Origin of the sequence: Mizugakiibacter sp., assembly GCF_039680435.1 — a bacterium.
In the GTDB taxonomy this organism is placed as follows: domain Bacteria; phylum Pseudomonadota; class Gammaproteobacteria; order Xanthomonadales; family Rhodanobacteraceae; genus Mizugakiibacter.
On record NZ_JBDKSX010000104.1, the window covers coordinates 1 to 18,306 of the forward strand.

General features: G+C 71.4%; 16 protein-coding genes. 10 read left to right on the forward strand and 6 right to left on the reverse strand.

Annotated elements, in window-relative coordinates; translation table 11 throughout:
• From ABFC67_RS11305 to ABFC67_RS11335, 7 genes are all read left to right on the forward strand, one after another.
• A partial coding sequence (locus ABFC67_RS11305) for an FtsX-like permease family protein (protein WP_346738129.1) occupies nt 1-673 on the forward strand: 673 nt, incomplete at its 5' end.
• 119 nt (nt 674-792) lie between these two features.
• A complete protein-coding gene (locus ABFC67_RS11310) occupies nt 793-2,610 on the forward strand; it encodes a DUF885 domain-containing protein (RefSeq protein ID WP_346738130.1) in 1,818 nt (605 codons plus the stop codon).
• 195 nt (nt 2,611-2,805) lie between these two features.
• Nucleotides 2,806-4,161: a sigma-54 dependent transcriptional regulator gene (locus ABFC67_RS11315; protein WP_346738131.1), complete on the forward strand. Its 1,356-nt coding sequence runs from the start codon at nt 2,806-2,808 to the stop codon at nt 4,159-4,161.
• 24 nt (nt 4,162-4,185) lie between these two features.
• A complete protein-coding gene (locus ABFC67_RS11320) occupies nt 4,186-5,502 on the forward strand; it encodes an ATP-binding protein (RefSeq protein ID WP_346738132.1) in 1,317 nt (438 codons plus the stop codon).
• 51 nt (nt 5,503-5,553) lie between these two features.
• Nucleotides 5,554-6,510 (forward strand): SPFH domain-containing protein, encoded by a 957-nt coding sequence (locus ABFC67_RS11325; RefSeq protein ID WP_346738133.1) that lies wholly within the window; start codon nt 5,554-5,556, stop codon nt 6,508-6,510.
• A 9-nt stretch (nt 6,511-6,519) separates the two neighbouring features.
• Nucleotides 6,520-6,969 (forward strand): NfeD family protein, encoded by a 450-nt coding sequence (locus ABFC67_RS11330; RefSeq protein WP_346738134.1) that lies wholly within the window; start codon nt 6,520-6,522, stop codon nt 6,967-6,969.
• Nucleotides 6,970-7,316: 347 nt separating this feature from the next.
• Nucleotides 7,317-8,540 (forward strand): threonine/serine exporter family protein, encoded by a 1,224-nt coding sequence (locus ABFC67_RS11335; protein ID WP_346738157.1) that lies wholly within the window; start codon nt 7,317-7,319, stop codon nt 8,538-8,540.
• Between the two features lie 89 nt (nt 8,541-8,629).
• On the opposite strand, the gene ABFC67_RS11340 is transcribed toward ABFC67_RS11335, so the two are convergent.
• From ABFC67_RS11340 to ABFC67_RS11360, 5 genes are all read right to left on the reverse strand, one after another.
• The gene (locus ABFC67_RS11340; protein ID WP_346738135.1) at nt 8,630-8,953 is read right to left on the reverse strand and encodes an H-NS histone family protein; all 324 of its coding nucleotides are present in this window, start codon (nt 8,951-8,953) and stop codon (nt 8,630-8,632) included.
• Nucleotides 8,954-9,354: 401 nt separating this feature from the next.
• Nucleotides 9,355-10,575: a beta-ketoacyl-ACP synthase I gene (gene fabB / locus ABFC67_RS11345; RefSeq protein ID WP_346738136.1), complete on the reverse strand. Its 1,221-nt coding sequence runs from the start codon at nt 10,573-10,575 to the stop codon at nt 9,355-9,357.
• 3 nt (nt 10,576-10,578) lie between these two features.
• The gene (gene fabA, locus ABFC67_RS11350) at nt 10,579-11,094 is read right to left on the reverse strand and encodes a 3-hydroxyacyl-[acyl-carrier-protein] dehydratase FabA (protein ID WP_346738137.1); all 516 of its coding nucleotides are present in this window, start codon (nt 11,092-11,094) and stop codon (nt 10,579-10,581) included.
• A gap of 134 nt (nt 11,095-11,228) precedes the next feature.
• The gene (locus tag ABFC67_RS11355) at nt 11,229-12,926 is read right to left on the reverse strand and encodes a proline--tRNA ligase (protein ID WP_346738138.1); all 1,698 of its coding nucleotides are present in this window, start codon (nt 12,924-12,926) and stop codon (nt 11,229-11,231) included.
• Between the two features lie 129 nt (nt 12,927-13,055).
• Nucleotides 13,056-13,499, reverse strand: coding sequence for a DUF4124 domain-containing protein (locus ABFC67_RS11360; RefSeq protein WP_346738139.1), 444 nt, complete (start codon nt 13,497-13,499; stop codon nt 13,056-13,058).
• Nucleotides 13,500-13,623: 124 nt separating this feature from the next.
• On the opposite strand from ABFC67_RS11360, the gene pssA reads away from it, so the two are divergent.
• The 3 genes from pssA to rimI are packed head-to-tail and all read left to right on the forward strand — an operon-like array spanning nt 13,624 to nt 15,411.
• Nucleotides 13,624-14,415: a CDP-diacylglycerol--serine O-phosphatidyltransferase gene (gene pssA, locus ABFC67_RS11365; protein ID WP_346738140.1), complete on the forward strand. Its 792-nt coding sequence runs from the start codon at nt 13,624-13,626 to the stop codon at nt 14,413-14,415.
• Between the two features lie 14 nt (nt 14,416-14,429).
• A complete protein-coding gene (locus tag ABFC67_RS11370) occupies nt 14,430-14,930 on the forward strand; it encodes a hypothetical protein (RefSeq protein ID WP_346738141.1) in 501 nt (166 codons plus the stop codon).
• Nucleotide 14,931: 1 nt separating this feature from the next.
• Nucleotides 14,932-15,411: a ribosomal protein S18-alanine N-acetyltransferase gene (gene rimI / locus ABFC67_RS11375; RefSeq protein ID WP_346738142.1), complete on the forward strand. Its 480-nt coding sequence runs from the start codon at nt 14,932-14,934 to the stop codon at nt 15,409-15,411.
• A gap of 72 nt (nt 15,412-15,483) precedes the next feature.
• Here the strand turns inward: rimI and ABFC67_RS11380 are convergent, their stop codons facing one another.
• Nucleotides 15,484-18,258, reverse strand: a complete 2,775-nt coding sequence (locus tag ABFC67_RS11380; protein ID WP_346738143.1) for a valine--tRNA ligase — start codon at nt 18,256-18,258, stop codon at nt 15,484-15,486.
• Between the last annotated feature and the right edge of the window lie 48 nt (nt 18,259-18,306).

The window sequence follows — 18,306 nt, forward strand, 5'->3', positions numbered from 1 at the left end:
GTTCTACATCGACGATCCCAGGACCACGCCGCCCACCACCGTCGTCGGCGTGGTCGATCGCCTGCAGGAGCCCTGGGTTGACTCCAAGGAAATCGAATACTCGGTGCTGCGGCCGCAGCATCTGCCGTACGGCAACTCGTCGACCTACCTGGTGCGCGCCGAGCCGGGGCGCCGCGACGAGGTGATGAAGCAGGTCGAGGACAAGCTCGCCGCGGCCAATCCGAGCCGAATCGTGCGCGGCTTGAAGAGCGTCGAGAGCGTGCGCGCCGAAGCCTACGCCGCGGATCGCGCGATGGCGCTGATCCTCGGCGCGGTGATCGTGGCGCTGCTGACCATCACCGCGCTCGGCATCGTCGGCATGGCCAGCTTCTGGGTCACCCAGCGCACCAAGCAGATCGGCACGCGGCGCGCGCTGGGCGCCACCCAGTTCGACATCCTGCGCTACTTCCTGACCGAGAACTTCCTGATCACCACCCTCGGCCTGCTCGTCGGCGCGGTGCTGACCTACGCCTTCAACGTCTGGCTGATGACCCACTACGAGTCGCCGCGCCTGCCGTGGCACTACGTGCCGGTGGGCTTCCTGTGCCTGTGGGCGCTGGGCCAGATTGCCGTGCTGGGACCGGCCACGCGTGCTTCGCGGGTGCCGCCGGCGGTGGCGACACGCAGCGTCTGAACCGCCGGCGCGGGCCGTGCCTTCCGGCCCGCGCCGGGCGCCATGATTGCCGTCAGAATGCAGTGCCCGCGTGCGTCGCAACGGCGGCGCGCACATCCACCCACACAGCGAGAGCCGCCATGCCGCATCCGCTATCGAAGTCCCTGGCCCTGTTCCTCGCCGCCGCGCTGGCCGCCGCGGTGGGCGCGCCCGCCGCGCGCGCGGCCGGCGACGCCGCCACGCGCACCGGGGCGCTGAACGCGCTGCTGGCCGAGCAATGGCAGTGGCAGTTGCAGCAGTCGCCCGAGTTCGCCAGCGCGATCGGCGACTACCGCTACAACGACCGCTGGAGCGACATCTCGCTGGCGCACGTCGCCATGCAGAAGCAGGACACCGAGCGCTTCCTCGCGCGCTTCAGGTCGATCGACACCACCGGCTTCGCCGAACAGGATCGGCTCAACCAGCAACTGATGGTGCGCCAGTTGCAGGACAGCCTGCGCGCGATCGCCCTGAAGACCTACGAGATGCCGCTCGACCAGTTCACCGGCGTGCACCTGCAACTGGCGCAGTTCGTCGCCATCCTGCCGTTCGACAGCACCAGGCACTACGAGGACTACGTCGCACGCCTCGACCAGGTGCCGGCGCTGTTCGACCAGTTGATCGGGGTGCTGAAGCAGGGCGAGAAGGACGGCCTGATGCCGCCGAAGTTCCTGCTGGAAAAAGTGGTGACGCAGTGCCGCGCGATCGCCGCACCGGCGGGCGAGGCCAGCGCGTTCGGCCAGCCGGTGGCGAAGTTTCCCGACGGCGTGCCCGTCGCCGACCGCGCGCGCCTGCACGACGCGGTGATCGAGGCGGTCGACGGCAAGGTGCGTCCGGCCTACCTCAAGCTCGCCGACTTCGTCGAGAAGGAATACGCGCCGAAGGGCCGCGCCGGCCTCGGCCTGTGGGCGCTGCCCGACGGCGGGAAGCGCTACCGCTTCGCCATCGAGCAGATGACCACCACCGACCTGGCGCCGGCGAAGATCCACGCGCTGGGCCTGTCCGAGGTGGCGCGCATCGAGGCCGAGCAGGACGCGATCGCGAAGAAGCTCGGCTACAAGGATCTCGCGGCGTTCCGCGCCGGGCTGAAGACCGATCCGAAGATCCGCCCGACCTCGCGCGAGCAGATCCTCGACCTCTACCGCAAGTACATCGCGCAGATGGAGCCGAAGCTGCCGCAGCTGTTCGGCCTGCTGCCCAAGGCCAAGCTCGAGGTGCTGCCGGTGGAGACGTTCCGCGAGAAGGAGGCCTCGGCGGCGCAGTACACCACCGGCACGCCCGACGGCTCGCGCCCGGGCAAGGTGTGGGTGAACACCGGCGACTTCGAGCACCGCAACCTGCTCGAGATCGAGTCCACCGCCTACCACGAGGGCGTGCCGGGCCACCACATGCAGCTTTCGATCGCGCAGGAGCTGCCGAGCCTGCCGCCGTTCCGCCAGCAGGCCGGCTACACCGCCTACGTGGAAGGCTGGGCGCTGTACTCCGAGCGGCTGGGCAAGGAGGTCGGCTTCTACACCGATCCCTACAGCGACTACGGCCGCCTGTGCGACGAGCTGCTGCGCGCCGACCGCCTGGTGCTCGACACCGGCGTGCATGCGATGCGCTGGACGCGCGAGCAGATGGTCGACTACTTCCGCACGCACTCCTGCGAAACCGAGCCGGACATCCAGGCCGAAACCGACCGCTACATCGCCTGGCCGGCGCAGGCGCTGGCCTACAAGCTCGGCCAGATGAAGTTCCTCGAACTGCGCGCGCGTGCGCGGAAGGAACTCGGCGACAAGTTCGACATCCGCGCCTTCCACGACGAGATGCTCGACGGCGGCGCGTTGCCGCTGGACGTGCTGGACGCGCGCACCAACGCCTGGATCGCCGCGGTGAAGGCCGGCAAGGCGCGGGCGCACCCGGCGGCGGCCAGGTAGCCGGGGGCGCGGGGTCGCGGGCTTTTTCCCCATGCGTTCCGCCCGGGGGCGACGGGCCGCATGCCCGCTGTGCCGACGCGTTCCGGAGCGGCGCGGGCGGGGACGCGCCAGCCGCCTTGATGGGCGCTGTGCGAGCGGATACGTTGCAACCCTCCGGCATGGCCTCGCATCCATGCCGATATGCGTGAGAGAAAGATGCGCACTGTCCTGGTGATCGACGACAACCCCGCGGTCGGCACCGCGCTGGAAGTGCTGTTCGGCCTCAGCGAGATCCGCACCCTGCGCGCGCTGACGCCGCAGCAGGGGCTGGACGCGCTCGCGCGCGAGGACGTCGACCTGGTCGTGCAGGACATGAACTTCAGCGCCGACACCACCTCCGGCGAGGAGGGCGTGGCGCTGTTCCGCGCGATCCGCGCCGCGCACCCGGACCTGCCGATCATCCTGCTGACCGCGTGGACGCATCTGGAGACCGCGGTGGAGCTGGTCAAGGCAGGCGCCGCCGACTATCTCGGCAAGCCGTGGGACGATCCCAAGCTGCTGGCCACGGTCGAGAACCTGCTGGAGCTGTCCGAGGCCACGCGCGAGGTCAGCCGCGTGCGCGCCGAGCGGCAGCGTGCGCGCCGCGACCTGGAAGCGCGCTACGACCTGCGCGGCCTGGTGTTCGCCGCGCCGGCGACGCAGCGCGTGGTCGAACTGGCCTGCCAGGTGGCGCGCGCCGATGTGCCGGTGCTGATCACCGGACCGAACGGCGCCGGCAAGGAGCGCATCGCCGAGATCGTGCACGCCAACTCCGGCCTGCGCGGGCCGTTCGTCGCGGTCAACTGCGGCGCGCTGCCGGCCGAGCTGATCGAGGCCGAGCTGTTCGGCGCCGAGCAGGGCGCCTACACCGGCGCGCAGCGCGCGCGCGAAGGGCGCTTCGAGCTGGCCGACGGCGGCACCCTGGTCCTCGACGAGATCGGCAACCTGCCGCCGGCCGGGCAGATGAAGCTGCTGCGCGTGCTGGAGACCGGGCAGTTCGAGCGGCTCGGTTCCAGCCGCACGCGCAGCGTCAAGGTGCGCGTGGTCAGCGCCACCAACGCCGACCTGCCGGCGATGATCCGCGAAGGCCGCTTCCGCGAGGATCTCTACTACCGCTTGAACGTGATCGAGCTGCGCGTGCCGCCGCTGGCCGAGCGGCCCGAGGACGTGCTGCCGCTGGCCGAGCATTTCCTCGCCGGCCGCGCGCGGCTCGACGCCGGCGCGCGCGCGGCGTTGCAGGCGCACGCCTGGCCGGGCAACGTGCGCGAGCTGAAGAACGCCATCGAGCGCGCGCTGCTGCTGAAGCAGGGCGACGCGCTGGGCGCGCACGATCTCGGCCTCGCCGCGGTGGCGCCGCGCGCATCCGCGCGCCTGGCGCCCGAGCAGGAGCCCGACCGCGCTACCATCGAGGCCGCGCTGCGCCGCTGCCGTGGCGTGATCAGCCAGGCGGCGGCCGAGCTGGGCCTGAGCCGGCAGGCGCTGTACCGGCGGATGGACAAGCTGGGCGTCGCGGCCGGCGCGGATTCCGCCTGAGCCGACGCCCCGCGAGGGAGGCGGATGCGGCCGACATCGCTGGAAGGCAAGCTGGCGCTGCTGCTGGCGCTGGTCGCGCTGGTCGCGGCCGCGCTCGCCGCCTACATCGCGCGCGCGTTCGACAGCACCTCTGCGGGCGTCCTCTTCGCCATCGCGTTGCTGGCGCTGCCGCTGCTGTGGGTCGCACGCCTGGGCGCGCTGCCGGTGACCGCGCTGCTGCGCGCGCTGGCCGGCAGCGTCAGTGCGTTCCGCGACGGCGACTTCAGCATCTCGCTGCACAACGAGCGCCGCGACGAGCTGGGCGACCTGGTCGCCGCGCACAACGAGCTGGGTCGCGTGCTGCGCGAGGAGCGCCAGCACCTGTTCCAGCGCGAGCTGCTGCTCGACACCATCGTGCAGCACACGCCGACGGCGCTGCTGCTGGTCGAGCCGGGCGGGCGCATCGTCTACGCCAACGTCGCCGCGCGCCAACTGCTCAACGACGGCCGCGCGCTGGCCGGCGAGCGCTTCGAGGCGGTCGTCGCCGCCGGCCCGCCGGCGCTGGCGCAGGCGCTGGCGCGCGAGAGCGACAGCCTGTTCACCGTCGCCATCGACGGCGAGGACGAAACCTTCCACGTCACCCAGCGCGAGTTCAAGCTGCAGGGACGCCGGCACCGGCTGGTGCTGCTGCGCCGATTGACCCGCGAGCTGGCGCGCCAGGAAGTGGCGACCTGGAAGAAGGTGATCCGCGTGATCAGCCACGAGCTGAACAACTCGCTGGCGCCGATCCGCTCGCTGGCGCATTCCGGGCGCGAACTGGCGCGCAAGGGCGAGCTGGCGCGGCTGACCACCGCGTTCGATACCATCGAGGAGCGCACGCGCCACCTCGAAGGCTTCATCCAGGGCTACGCGCGCTTCGCCAGGCTGCCGCAGCCGCGCATCGAGGCGGTGGCGTGGCGCGACCTGCTCGACGGCCTCGGCCACCACTATCCGTTCCGCCTCGTCGGCGACCTGCCGCAGCCGCCGCTGCGCGCCGACCGCGCGCAGCTCGAGCAGGTGCTGATCAACCTGCTGAAGAACGCGCACGAGGCGGGCGGGCCTGCCGATGCGGTCGAGATGGCGGTGCTCGACCACGGCCAGGACTGGCGCATCGAGGTGCGCGATCGCGGCGCGGGCATGAGCGAGACCGTGCTCGCCCACGCGCTGCTGCCGTTCTACTCGACCAAGCGCAGCGGCAGCGGGCTCGGCCTGGCGCTGGCGCGCGAGATCGCCGAGGCGCATGGCGGCCGCATCGCGCTGGCCAATCGCGAGGGCGGCGGCCTGCGGGTCGCGCTGTCCCTGCCGAAGCATCCGCACGCCTGAAACCGCGATTGCCTATACTCGACCGCTGCATCCACCGATAGGGAGGGGAACATGCCGGGTCTATTCGCTCTGGTGCTGGTCGTGGTGGCGGTGATCGTGCTGGCCAAGCTGGTGCGCATCGTGCCGCAGGGTTACGAGTGGACGGTCGAACGCTTCGGCCGCTACACGCGCACGTTGACGCCGGGCCTGCACTTCCTGGTGCCGTTCATCTACAACGTGGGCCGGCGCATGAACATGATGGAGCAGGTGCTCGACGTGCCCTCGCAGGACGTCATCACCAAGGACAACGCGGTGGTGCGCGTCGACGGCGTGGTGTTCTACCAGGTGCTGGACGCGGCCAAGGCGGCGTACGAGGTGGCCAACCTGCAGAGCGCGATCATCAACCTGATCATGACCAATATCCGCACCGTGCTCGGCTCGCTCGACCTCGACGAGTCGCTGAGCAAGCGCGACGAGATCAACGCGCGCCTGCTCAAGGTAGTCGACGAGGCGACCCATCCGTGGGGCCTCAAGGTCACCCGCATCGAGCTGAAGGACATCCAGCCGCCGCGCGACCTGGTCGACTCGATGGCGCGGCAGATGAAGGCCGAGCGCGAGAAGCGCGCCAACATCCTCGAGGCGGAGGGCTTCCGCCAGGCGGCGATCCTCAAGGCCGAGGGCGAGAAGCAGTCGGCGATCCTCGCCGCCGAAGGCGAGCGCGAGGCGGCGTTCCGCGCCGCCGAGGCGCGCGAGCGCCTGGCCGAGGCCGAGGCCAAGGCCACCACGATGGTGTCCGATTCGATCGCCAAGGGCGACGTCAACGCGCTCAACTACTTCGTCGCCAACAAGTACGTCGAGGCGCTGAAGGCGATGGCCGACTCGCCGAACCAGAAGATGCTGCTGCTGCCGATCGAGGCCACCGGCGTGATCGGCTCGCTGGCCGGCATCGCCGAACTGGCGCGCGAGTCGCTCGGCCGCCAGCAGGCGCAGAGCGCGGCGCGCCAGCCGCCCGCCGCGCCGCGCGCCTGAGGAGTCGCCATGTTCGTCGACGTTTCCGCGCACTACGTGTGGTGGGTGCTGGCGCTGCTGCTGATCGGCGGCGAGGTCATGATGCCGGGCTATTTCCTGCTGTGGATCGGCATCGCCGCCGGCGTGATGGGCGTGGTGATGCTGGCGCTGCCGCAGCTCGGCATGCTGCCGCAGGCGCTGCTGTTCGCCGCGCTGGCGTTCGTCTCCTGCTTCGCCTACTGGAGGCTGCTGCGCCCGCGCATCGAGCGCGACGCGCCCGACGCCGCCGGCCTGAACCGCCGCGCCGAGCGCTTGATCGGCCAGCGCTACGTGCTGGAAACCGCGATCCAGAACGGCCGCGGCAAGGCGCGCGTCGGCGACTCGCTGTGGCTGGCCGAGGGCCCCGACCTGCCGGCCGGCGCCGTGGTGGAAGTCGTCGCGGTGGACGGCAGCACGCTCAAGGTGAAGGCCGCGGGCTAGCCTGGGGCCGGACCACGCCGTGGCGCGCATGCCGCGGCCTGCGCCCGGGTAGGGCGGAATCGCCGCGCAGCGGCGCTTCCGCCGTTGACGGATACCCGCAGACGCGGCGCGGCGGAAGCCGCTGTGCGGATTCCGCCCTACGGTCCTGCGCTTTCCCCCTCTCCCCGTTTGGGAAAGGGAGACAAGAAACTGCAGGCCGCCGTTCGGCGCGCGACGCGCGTGCGCCCCGTCTCGATGTTTGTCCATAATCACGCCCACCGACCCTGCGGACGCACTGCCATGGACAGCGCCCAGTCCCGATCCGGATCGCCGCGCCCGCCGCGCCGCGGGAGCGCGCATTGAGCGCCGTGCCGCTGCAGGCGCGCATCGCCTTCGTGGTCGAGCTGGCGCGCCGCCTGCACCAGTACGGCACCGCCGCGCCGCGCCTGGAACAGGCGATCGACAAGGTTTCGCGCCGGCTGGGGCTGTACAGCGAGGTGTGGTCCAGCCCGACCGCGATCATCCTGTCGTTCTCCGACCGCGCCGGCGGCGGCGACGGTCTCGCGCAGATGACCCAGGTGATGCGCCTGCCGCCGGGCGACGTGCACCTCGCGCGGCTGTGCGAGGTCGACGCGATCGCCGATCGCGTCATCGACGGTGGGCTCGACATCGAGGAAGGCGCGCGCATGCTGCGCGCGCTGGCGCAGCCCGCCGGGCGCGGCGCGCTGGCCGCGATCGTCGCCAGCTACGGGCTGTCGGCCGCCGCGATCGCCACCCTGCTGCATACCTCGTGGGCGGACGTCAGCGTGGCCGGCGCGATCGGCGTGCTGATCGGCCTGATTACCGTGGCCGGCAGCGGCCGCCCGCGCGTGGCCGCCGCCGGCGAGGCGATCGCCGCGCTGGTGGCGACGCTGCTGGCGACGCTGATCAGCGCCTACGTCGTGCCGCTGGCGGTCCGTTCCGTGGTGCTGGCCGCACTGATCGTGCTGATGCCCGGCATGACGCTCACCACCGCGGTGCGCGAGCTGTCCAGCCAGCACCTGGTGTCGGGCGTGGCGCGCATGTCCGGCGCGCTGGCGACCCTGCTCAAGCTGACCTTCGGCGCGGTCGCGGCCGCGCAGCTTTGCCGCGGCCTCGGCGTGCGCCCGCCGCTGCATGCACTGGCGCCGGTGCCCGGGTGGACGGAATGGCCGGCGGTGCTGGTGGCCGCGTTCTCGTTCGCGATCCTGTTCCAGGCCGCGCGGCGCGACTGGCTGCTGGTGATGGCGGCGGTGGTGGTCAGCTACGTGGCGGTGCGCTTCGGCGGCGCCAGTTTCGGCGCCACCTTCGGCGTGTTCGCCGGCGGCCTGCTGATCGGCGCGTTGAGCAACGCCTATGCGCGCTGGGCGCACCGGCCGGGCGCGGTGGTGCGCGAGCCCGGCATCATCCTGCTGGTGCCCGGCAGCATCGGCTTCCGCAGCGTCAGCTACCTGCTCGAGCGCGACGCCACGCTCGGCATGGATACCGGCCTGCTGCTGCTGACCCTGCTGGTGGCGCTGGTGGCGGGCCTGCTGTTTGGCGACCTGGCGGTGGCGCCGCGGCGCAGCTTGTAGCGGATGGCGGCGGGTTTCGCGCGCGATCGGGCGCATGAACGAAAACGCCGGCCACAAGCCGGCGTTTTCGCGCGTCGCGGATTATCCGCTTACTTGATCAGCAGGTCCTTTTCCTTCTTGCCCGCCGCCAGCGCCGCGTTGAACCAGCGCGGGCGCTTGCCGCGGCCGCTCCAGGTCATCGTCGGGTTTTCCGGGTTGCGGTATTTCGGCTTCACCGTGCCGGTGCGGCGTGCGCGGCGGCCGGCGCGCGGATAAACGTCCTCGAGGGCGAAACCCTCGGCCTTGATCAGGGCTTCGATCTTCTCGCGCAGCTTTGCAGCCTTGTCCTTGCGCAGATCGTCCTGGCGCTGCTGGGCCTTGCTGATCAGCTCCTTGAGCTGATTGTGGTTGAGGTTTTTCAGGTCGATGGCCATGAGCGTCTCCAAAGCGTATCCGGGATAGTGGTCGTACTGGCGATCATGCGGCCGGCGCATCGCGATGCCGGAAACCGGCCGTGCGCATTCGTTTACCGCTTAACCACGATTATTCTTACCGAAAATGCGCCGAATAGGAAATATCCGGCCAGAGCCGATGCGGCTGGCGTATCGGCGTGCGTCCCCCGATTAGGGGGATTTGGACAAACCTGCGGCGAATCGGCGCGCGCATTGCGCTCCCGCGGAGTGGGGGTAAATGCCTCGCACGGCAGTCGACGGGGATGCGAATGCGTGCCCGGCGTGGATGCCGGCGGGCGGTCCGCGGGCGCCATCGGCGCAATATCCCCATTGCGGCGGCGGCGCCGCGATGGGGTGCGCGGCGGGAATGAATCGACGCCGGCTCAGGCCTCGTGGCGCCGGAACATCAGGCTGGCGTTGGTGCCGCCGAAGCCGAAGCTGTTGGACATCACCACGTCCAGGCGCGCGTCGCGGCTTGCGCGCACGATCGGCATGTGCGCCGCGGCGTCGTCCAGCCGGTCGATGTGGGCGGAGCCGGCGATGAAGCCGTCGCGCATCATCAGCAGGCAGTAGATCGCCTCGTGCACGCTGGCCGCGCCGAGCGAATGGCCGGACAGCGCCTTGGTCGAGGACAGCGGCGGGCAGTCCGCGCCGAAGGTCTCGTGCAGGGCGTTCAGCTCGACGATGTCGCCGAGCGGGGTGGCGGTGCCGTGGGTGTTGACGTAGTCCGGCTGCGCGCCGGCTTCGGCCAGTGCCATGCGCATGCAGCGCACCGCGCCCTCGCCGGACGGCGCGACCATGTCGACGCCGTCCGAGCTGGCGCCGTAGCCGACCACCTCCGCATGGATGCGCGCGCCGCGCCGCAGCGCGTGCTCGCGATCCTCCAGCACCAGCATGCCGGCGCCGCCGGCGATCACGAAGCCGTCGCGATCGGCGTCGTAGGGGCGCGAGGCGCGGGCCGGCTCGGCGTTGTGGTGCGAGGACAGCGCGCCCATCGCGTCGAACTGCGCGGTCAGGCCCCAGTGCAGCTCCTCGCCGCCGCCGGCGAACACGATGTCCTGGCGGCCGCTGCGGATCAGCTCGGCGCCGGTGCCGATGCAGTGCGCCGAGGTGGCGCAGGCGGCGGACAGCGAGTGGCTGACGCCGCGGATCGCGTAGGCGGTGGCGAGGTTGGCCGACACCGTCGAGCACATCGTGCGCGCCACCATGTACGGGCCGACGCGGCGCACGCCGCGCCCGCGCAGCAGGTCGGCGACGGCGATCTGGTGCTCGCTGGAGCCGCCGCCCGAGCCGGCGACCAGCCCGCTGCGCTCGTCGCTGACCTGCGCCGGGGACAGCCCGGCGTCGCGGATCGCCTCGCGCATCGCCACGTGGCTGTAGGCCGCGGCATCGCCCATGAAGCGGCGGGTCTTGCGGTCGATCTCGGCGTCGAGGTCGATGGCCGGCACGCCGGCCACCTGACTGCGCAAGCCAAGCTCGGCGTATTCCGGCACATGGCGAATGCCCGAACGCCCTTCGCGCAAGGCGCTGGCGACGCTGTCGGGATCGTTGCCGAGGCAGGAGACGATGCCCATGCCGGTCACTACCACACGGCGTGCGCCCATGCCTCAGAAGCCCTCGGTGGAGGTGAACAGGCCGACGCGCAGGTTCTCGGCGGTGTAGATCTCGCGGCCGTCGACCAGCATGCGGCCGTCGCCGATCGCCATCGCCAGTTTCTGCCGCATCACCCGCTTGATGTCGATCAGGTAGCTGACCTTGTGCGCGCTCGGCAGCACCTGGCCGAAGAAGCGCACCGCGCCGACGCCCAGCGCGCGGCCGCGTCCGGGCTGGCCGAGCCAGGCCAGGAAGAAGCCGACCAGTTGCCACATCGCGTCGAGGCCGAGGCAGCCCGGCATCACCGGGTCGCCCTGGAAGTGGCAGCCGAAGAACCACAGGTCGGGGCGGATGTCGAGCTCGGCCTCGATGTAGCCACGGCCGTAGCGGCCGCCCTCGGGATCGATGTTGACGATGCGGTCCATCATCAGCATGTTGGGCAGCGGCAGGCGCGCGTTGTCGGGGCCGAACATTTCGCCACGGCCGCAGGCCAGCAGCTGTTCGCGGGACAGGGCGTTGCTCGGGGGCATGACGGATCTCGGGTCGGGGAAGGGGAGCAGACCAGTTTGTGAAGCGGCCGCGCACGCGGCCCTGATCCGTGTCAAGACGATAAAGCCATACGCGCGCGCATGGCTGCATCCGCAGCGCGGTGCAATGCCGCAGTCTAGTCGAACAGCGCCAGCACTTCGCTGTGGCCGAGTGCACGGCTCTCGGCCTCGTCGCGGCGGCGGTATTCCCAGGCGCCGGCGGCGAGGCCGCGCTCGCTGACCACGACGCGGTGCGGGATGCCGATCAGCTCGATGTCGGCGAACATCGCGCCCGGGCGCAGGCCGCGGTCGTCCAGCACGGCGTCGACGCCGCGCGCGCACAGCTCGCGGTACAGCGTCTCGGCGGCCTCGGCGACCTTCGCGTCGTGCTTCGGGTTGATCACGCAGACGGCGACGCGCCACGGCGCCATCGCCTCCGGCCAGACGATGCCGGCGTCGTCGTGGTTCTGCTCGATCGCCGCGGCGACGATGCGGCTGACGCCGATGCCGTAGCAGCCCATGTACATCGTGCGCGCCTTGCCCTGCTCGTCGAGCACGCTGGCGCCCATCGCCTCGGCGTATTTCTGGCCGAGCTGGAACACATGGCCGACCTCGATGCCGCGCGCGATCGACAGCGTGCCGCGGCCGTCGGGCGCAGGATCGCCCGCGACCACCTTGCGCAGGTCGGCGACGCGGGTGAGGCGCGCGTCGCGCTCCCAGTTGGCGCCGCGGCAGTGCGTGCCGTCGGCATTGCCGCCGCAGACGAAGTCGGCCAGCGCGGCGGCGCTGCGATCGACGATCACCGGGATCGTCGCCGGCAGGCCGACCGGGCCGATGAAGCCGGGGCGGGTGCCGGTGGCGGCGAGGATCTCGGCCTCGCTCGCCAGCTCGGACTCGCCCGGCAGCTCGGGCAGCTTGGCCGCCTTGATCTCGTTGAGCTCGTGGTCGCCGCGCACGCACAGCGCGACCAGGCCGTCGCGGCCGCGCACCAGCAGCGTCTTCACGCACTGCGCGGGCGCCACGCCGAGGAACGCGGAAACCTCCTCGATGGTCCGCTGCGTGGGCGTGGCCACGCGCTCCAGCGGCGCGGCCGGCGCGGGGCGCGGCGTCGCCGGCGCGACCGCTTCGGCCAGCTCGACGTTGGCCGCGTAATCGGAGCCGCTGGCGAAGGCGATCGCGTCCTCGCCGGAATCGGCGAGCACGTGGAACTCGTGGCTGGCGCTGCCGCCGATCGCGCCGGTGTCGGCCTGCACGGCGCGGAACTGCAGGCCGAGCCGCGTGAAGATGCGCGCGTAGGCGTCGTACATGACGCGGTAGGTGCGGTCCAGGCACTCCGGCGTCAGGTGGAACGAGTACGCGTCCTTCATCAGGAACTCGCGCGCGCGCATCACGCCGAAGCGCGGGCGGATCTCGTCGCGGAACTTGGTCTGGATCTGGTAGAAGTTCAGCGGCAACTGCCTGTAGCTCTTCAGCTCGTTGCGCGCGAAGTCGGTGACCACTTCCTCGTGGGTGGGGCCGTAGCAGAACTCGCCGTCCTTGCGGTCCCTGATCTTCAGCAACTGGCCGCCGAATTTCTGCCAGCGCCCGGTTTCCTCCCACAGTTCCTTCGGCTGGATCGAGGGCATCAGCATCTCGATCGCGCCGGCGCGGTCCATCTCCTCGCGCACCACGCGCTCGACGCGGCGCAGCACGCGCAGGCCGAGCGGCGTCCAGGTGTAGATGCCGGCGGCGAGCTTGCGGATCATGCCGGCGCGCAGCATCAGCCGGTGGCTGGCGATTTCCGCGTCGGCGGGGACTTCCTTGACGGTGGCGAGGTGGAACTGGCTGAGGCGCATGGGCGGTTCCGCGGCGTGCGCGGCGGCGCGCACAGGAGGCAAGCGCGCGATTGTAGCGGTGCCGCGGGGTGCGGCCAAACGGCCGGCGCGCGCCGCGCCCGCGTGGAGGAGGGCGCCGGGCGCGGCGGATCAGCGTCCGCAGTAGCGCTGGTACTGGTCGCGCGCGGTCGCCAGCTCCTGGCTGCGTTGCGTGGCGTCGAGCGTCTGCTGCTTGCCGCCGTCGCCGTCGACGGTCAGCGCCTGGCTGCTCTCCAGCAGGGCCATGTTCTTCTGCAGGTCGGCGCACAGCTTGGCGCGGTTCTCCGGCGTGTCGGCGACGTGTCCCGCCGGCGCGGCCGGAGCGGCGGCGGCCGTCCCCGTTGCCGGCGCCGCCGCCTGCGCGGTGCCGGCGGCCGCATCGGGCACCTCGGCGCCCGCGCCGCCGACGCGTACGCGGCTGTAATGCGCGCCCTGCGGCGGCGGCGCGTCGGAGTAGTGGACCGTGCCCTTGGCGTCGGTCCACTTGTAGACCTGCCCGGCGAACGCCGGCAGGGCGAGCATCAGGACGATAGGCAGCAGCAGCCTGCGCATCATGGCCTTCTCCACGTCGGTGCGGCCGCCGCCGCGCGTTTCCCCGTGCGGCCGGATACTACCCCACCCGGGCGGGCGCGGACGCGGCATGGTTTACACTTGTGCCGGCTACATCACGGGATCCGGCATGACCGCCACCGCTCCGACGCCCGCCCGACCACGGCGCGGCATCTACCTGCTGCCCAACCTGTTCACCACCGGCGCGATGTTCGCCGGGTTCTACGCGATCGTCGCCGCGATCGGCGGCCGCTACACGGACGCGGCCATCGCCGTGTTCGTGGCCGGTCTGCTGGACGGCCTGGACGGCCGCGTCGCCCGCCTGACCAACACGCAGAGCGAATTCGGCGTGCAGTACGACTCGCTGTCCGACCTGGTCAGCTTCGGCCTGGCGCCCGCGCTGGTGCTCTACACCTGGTCGCTGGCGGGGCTGAAGGACTACGGCCCGCTGTGGGGCAAGATCGGCTGGGCGGCGGCGTTCATCTACGCCGCCTGCGCCGCGTTGCGCCTGGCGCGCTTCAACACCCAGGTGGGCGTGATCGACAAGCGCTACTTCCAGGGCCTCGCCAGCCCGGCCGCGGCCGGGTTGTGCATGGCCTTCGTCTGGTCGGTCGAGAACAGCGGCTTCCGCGGCGCCGACGTGCAGTTCTTCACGCCGTTCCTGGCCGTGCTGGCCGGGCTGCTGATGGTCAGCCGCATCCGCTACTTCAGCTTCAAGAGCTGGCCGGTCAGCGAGCGCGTGCCGTTCCTGTGGATCATCGCGGTGGTGCTGATCCTGGTGCTGCTGGCCGTCGACACCGCGCGCGTGCTGCTGGCGATCGGCGTGATCTACGTGCTGTCCGGCCCGATCGTCACGCTGTGGGGCCTGCGCGCTTCGCGGCGCAGGCCGCGCGGCGCGCGCATCGAGCCGCCGCCGGGCTGAGCGGGGCGCACGCCGTGTCGGCCGCAGCCGCCAGCGTCCGCAACGCCGCTCCTGCCGCGCGCCGCGCCGCCTTGCTGCGCGCGCTGGGACTGACGCCGTACCGCCTGCGCACGGCGGCTGCCGGGGCTGCGGCGGCCGCGCCGGCGCATGCCGCGGCCGCGGTCGTTCCTGCCGGCGCGCGCATCGCGGTGGTGCTGCCGGCCGAGGCGCTCGAGACGCCGCGCCAGCGCGCACTGGTCGACGCGGCGCTGGCCTGGCTCGGCCTCGGTACGGATGCGATCGCGCTGCTGCCGGTGCGTGCCGGCGCGCTCGCCGCGCCGCCGCCGCGGCTGTCCGCGTACCTCGTGTTCGGCGAAGCACGGGCGCTGGGCGGCGACCTGCCCGCGGCCGCGCAGGCCGCCGCGACGATCGAACTGGTCGACGCGCCGGCCGACCTGCTCGCCGCGCCGGCGCGCAAGCGCACGCTGTGGCGCGCGCTGAAGACGCTGCGGCGCGCGCTGCGGAAGTCCGGCTGAAATGGCCGCGGTCGTCGCGCCCGGATTGCCGGAACTGCGCGCGATGCGCCGCGACGACCTCGCCCAGGTCGCCGCCATCGAGGCGGCCGCCTACGAATTCCCCTGGACGCCCGGCATCTTCCGCGACTGCCTCAACGCCGGCTACAGCAGTTGGGTGCTGGCGCAGGGCACGCAGGTGCTGGGCTACGGCATCCTTTCGGTGGCCGCCGGCGAGGCGCACGTGCTGAACGTGTGCGTGACGCCGGCCGAGCAGGGCAAGGGCCACGGCCGCCGCCTGCTGCACCGGCTGATCGACCTGGCGCGCTGGCACGGCGCCGAGCGCGTGTTCCTCGAAGTGCGCCCGTCCAACGCGCACGCGATCGCCATGTACGAGCGCGCCGGCTTCAACGAGATCGGCCGCCGCCCCAACTACTACCCCGCGGCGCGCGGCCGCGAGGACGCGGTGGTGATGGCGATGGAGCTGCTGCCGCCGGAGCGGTAACGGCGGAATGCCGCGGAACGTGCCGCGTTCCGGGCCGGCTGGCCCGCGACGGCGGGTGGGGCGGGATCCGCCCTACAGCGCCGCCAATCGCGCCGCCTGCTCGCGCAGGCCGGTCAGCGTGGCGGTGAAGTCGGCGAGGCGCTCGCGCTCCTGCCCGACCACCGCGGCAGGCGCGTTCTGCACGAAGTTGGCGTTGCCGAGCTTGCCGTTGCACTTGGCGATCTCGGCCTCGATGCGCCTGATTTCCTTGTCGAGGCGCGCGCGCTCGGCGCCGACGTCGATCAGCCCGGCCAGCGGGATCAGCAGGCGCAGCTCGCCGACCATCGCCACCGCGCTGGCCGGCTCGGCCTCGCCGTCGTCCAGCCAGCGCTGCGTCTCGATGCGGCCGAGGAAGCCGATTTGCGCCGCGAACCGGGTCGCGCGCAGGCGGTCGTCCGCGCCGCCGCCGGCGAGCAGCAACGGGATGGTGCGGCCGGGCGCGATGTTCATCTCGCCGCGGATGCGGCGAATGCCGGTCAGCACGTCCTTCAGCCACTGGATCCCGGTTTCGGCGGCGCTGTCCGCGGCGATCTCGCCGGCCTCGGGATAAGGGCGCAGCATCACCGTGTCGCCGGCGATGCCGAGCTTGGGCGCGACTTCCTGCCAGATCGCCTCGGTGACGAACGGGATCAGCGGGTGCAGCGCGCGCAGCAGCGCCTCCAGCACGTGCAGCAGGGTGTGGCGCGTCGAGTCCGCGGCGGCGCGGTCGCTGCCGTTCAGCGCCGGCTTGGCCAGCTCCAGGAACCAGTCGCAGAACTCGTTCCAGGTGAACTCGTACAGCGCCTGCGCCACCAGGTCGAAGCGGTAGGCGGCGAACTGCGCCTGCACTTCGGCCAGCGTGCGCGCGAGGCGCGCCATGATCCAGCGCTCGGCCTCGGTGACGGCGGCCGGCGCGCCGGCCGGCGCGGCGAAACCTTCGGCGTTCATCAGCACGAAGCGCGCGGCGTTCCACAGCTTGTTGCAGAAGTTCCTGTAGCCGCCGCAGCGGTCGAGGTCGAACTTGATGTCGCGGCCGTGCGTGGCCAGCGAGGCGAAGGTGAAGCGCAGCGCGTCGGCGCCGAACGCCGGGATGCCCACAGGGAATTCCTTGCGCGTGGCGGCCTCGATCTTTTTCGCCATCTGCGGCTGCATCAGGCCGCGGGTGCGCTTCGCCACCAGCGATTCGAGGTCGATGCCGTCGATCAGGTCGAGCGGATCGAGCACGTTGCCCTTCGACTTCGACATCTTCTGGCCGTCCTTGTCGCGGACCAGGCCGGTGATGTAGACGTCCTTGAACGGCACGCGGCCGGTGAAGTGGTCCGTCATCATGATCATGCGGGCCACCCAGAAGAAGATGATGTCGAAGCCGGTGACCAGCACCGAGGTCGGCAGGTAGCGGTCGTAGCCGTACTTCGCCATGTCGCCGGCGTCGGGCCAGCCCAGCGTCGAGTGCGACCACAGCGCCGAGCTGAACCAGGTTTCCAGCACGTCCTCCTCGCGCCGCAGGGTGGGCTCCAGCCCACCGCTCTTCGCCGCCTGCGCGATCGCGTCCTCTTCGTTGCGCGCGACGTAGGCGTTGCCGGCGTCGTCGTACCACGCCGGGATGCGGTGCCCCCACCAAAGCTGGCGGCTGATGCACCAGTCCTGGATGTTGCCCAGCCAGTGCCGGTAGGTGCTGACCCAGTTCTCCGGCACGAAGCGCACGCTGCCGTTCTCGACCAGCTCGAGGCCGCGTTCGGCGAGACCGTCCATCTTCACGAACCACTGCCAGGTGAGGTACGGCTCGATCACCTGCCCGGTGCGGTCGCCGCGCGGCACCATCAGCTTGTGCTTCTTCTCCTCGACCAGCAGGCCGGCGGCTTCGAGGTCGGCGAGCACGGCCTTGCGCGCGTCGTAGCGGTCGAGGCCGCGGTATTTGGCCGGCGCGGCGTCGTTGATCTTCGCCTCGTCGGTGAAGATGTTCAGCAGCGGCAGCCCATGGCGCTGGCCGACCGCGTAGTCGTTGAAGTCGTGCGCCGGCGTGACCTTGACCACGCCGGTGCCGAATTCGCGGTCGACGTAGTCGTCGGCGATGATCGGGATCTCGCGCTCGACGAGCGGCAGGCGCACGGTCCTGCCGACCAGGTGCGCGTAGCGCTCGTCCTCGGGATGCACCATCACCGCGACGTCGCCCAGCATGGTCTCCGGGCGCGTGGTGGCGACCACCAGTTGCCCCGAGCCGTCGGCCAGCGGGTAGGCGATCGACCACAGCTTGCCGTCCTCCTCCTCGTTGACCACCTCGAGGTCGGAGATCGCGGTCTTCAGCACCGGGTCCCAGTTGACCAGGCGCTGGCCGCGGTAGATCAGGCCTTCCTCGTACAGGCGCACGAAGGTCTCGACGACCGCGCGCGACAGGCCCTCGTCCATGGTGAAACGCTCGCGGCTCCAGTCGCCGGACACGCCGAGGCGGCGCATCTGCCGGCCGATGGTGTCGCCGGACTGCGCCTTCCACTGCCAGATGCGCTCGACGAATTGCTCGCGGGTGAAGTCGCCGCGGGTCTTGCCCTCGGCGGCGAGCTGGCGCGTCACCACCATCTCGGTGGCGATGCCGGCGTGGTCGGTGCCGAGCTGCCACAGGGTGTCGCGGCCGCGCATGCGGTGGTAGCGGATCAGCGTGTCCATGATCGTGTGCTGGAACGCGTGACCCATGTGCAGCGTGCCGGTGACGTTCGGCGGCGGCAGCATGATGCAGTAGGGCGCGCCGGCGCCGGACGGCTTGAAGTAGCCGTGCTGCTCCCAGTGGGCGTACCACTTCGATTCGATCGGGGCGGGCTCGAAACTCTTGTCCATGCGTGCGTCGCCGGCGGGCGCCGCGTGGGCGGCGCGCGCGAAGAATGC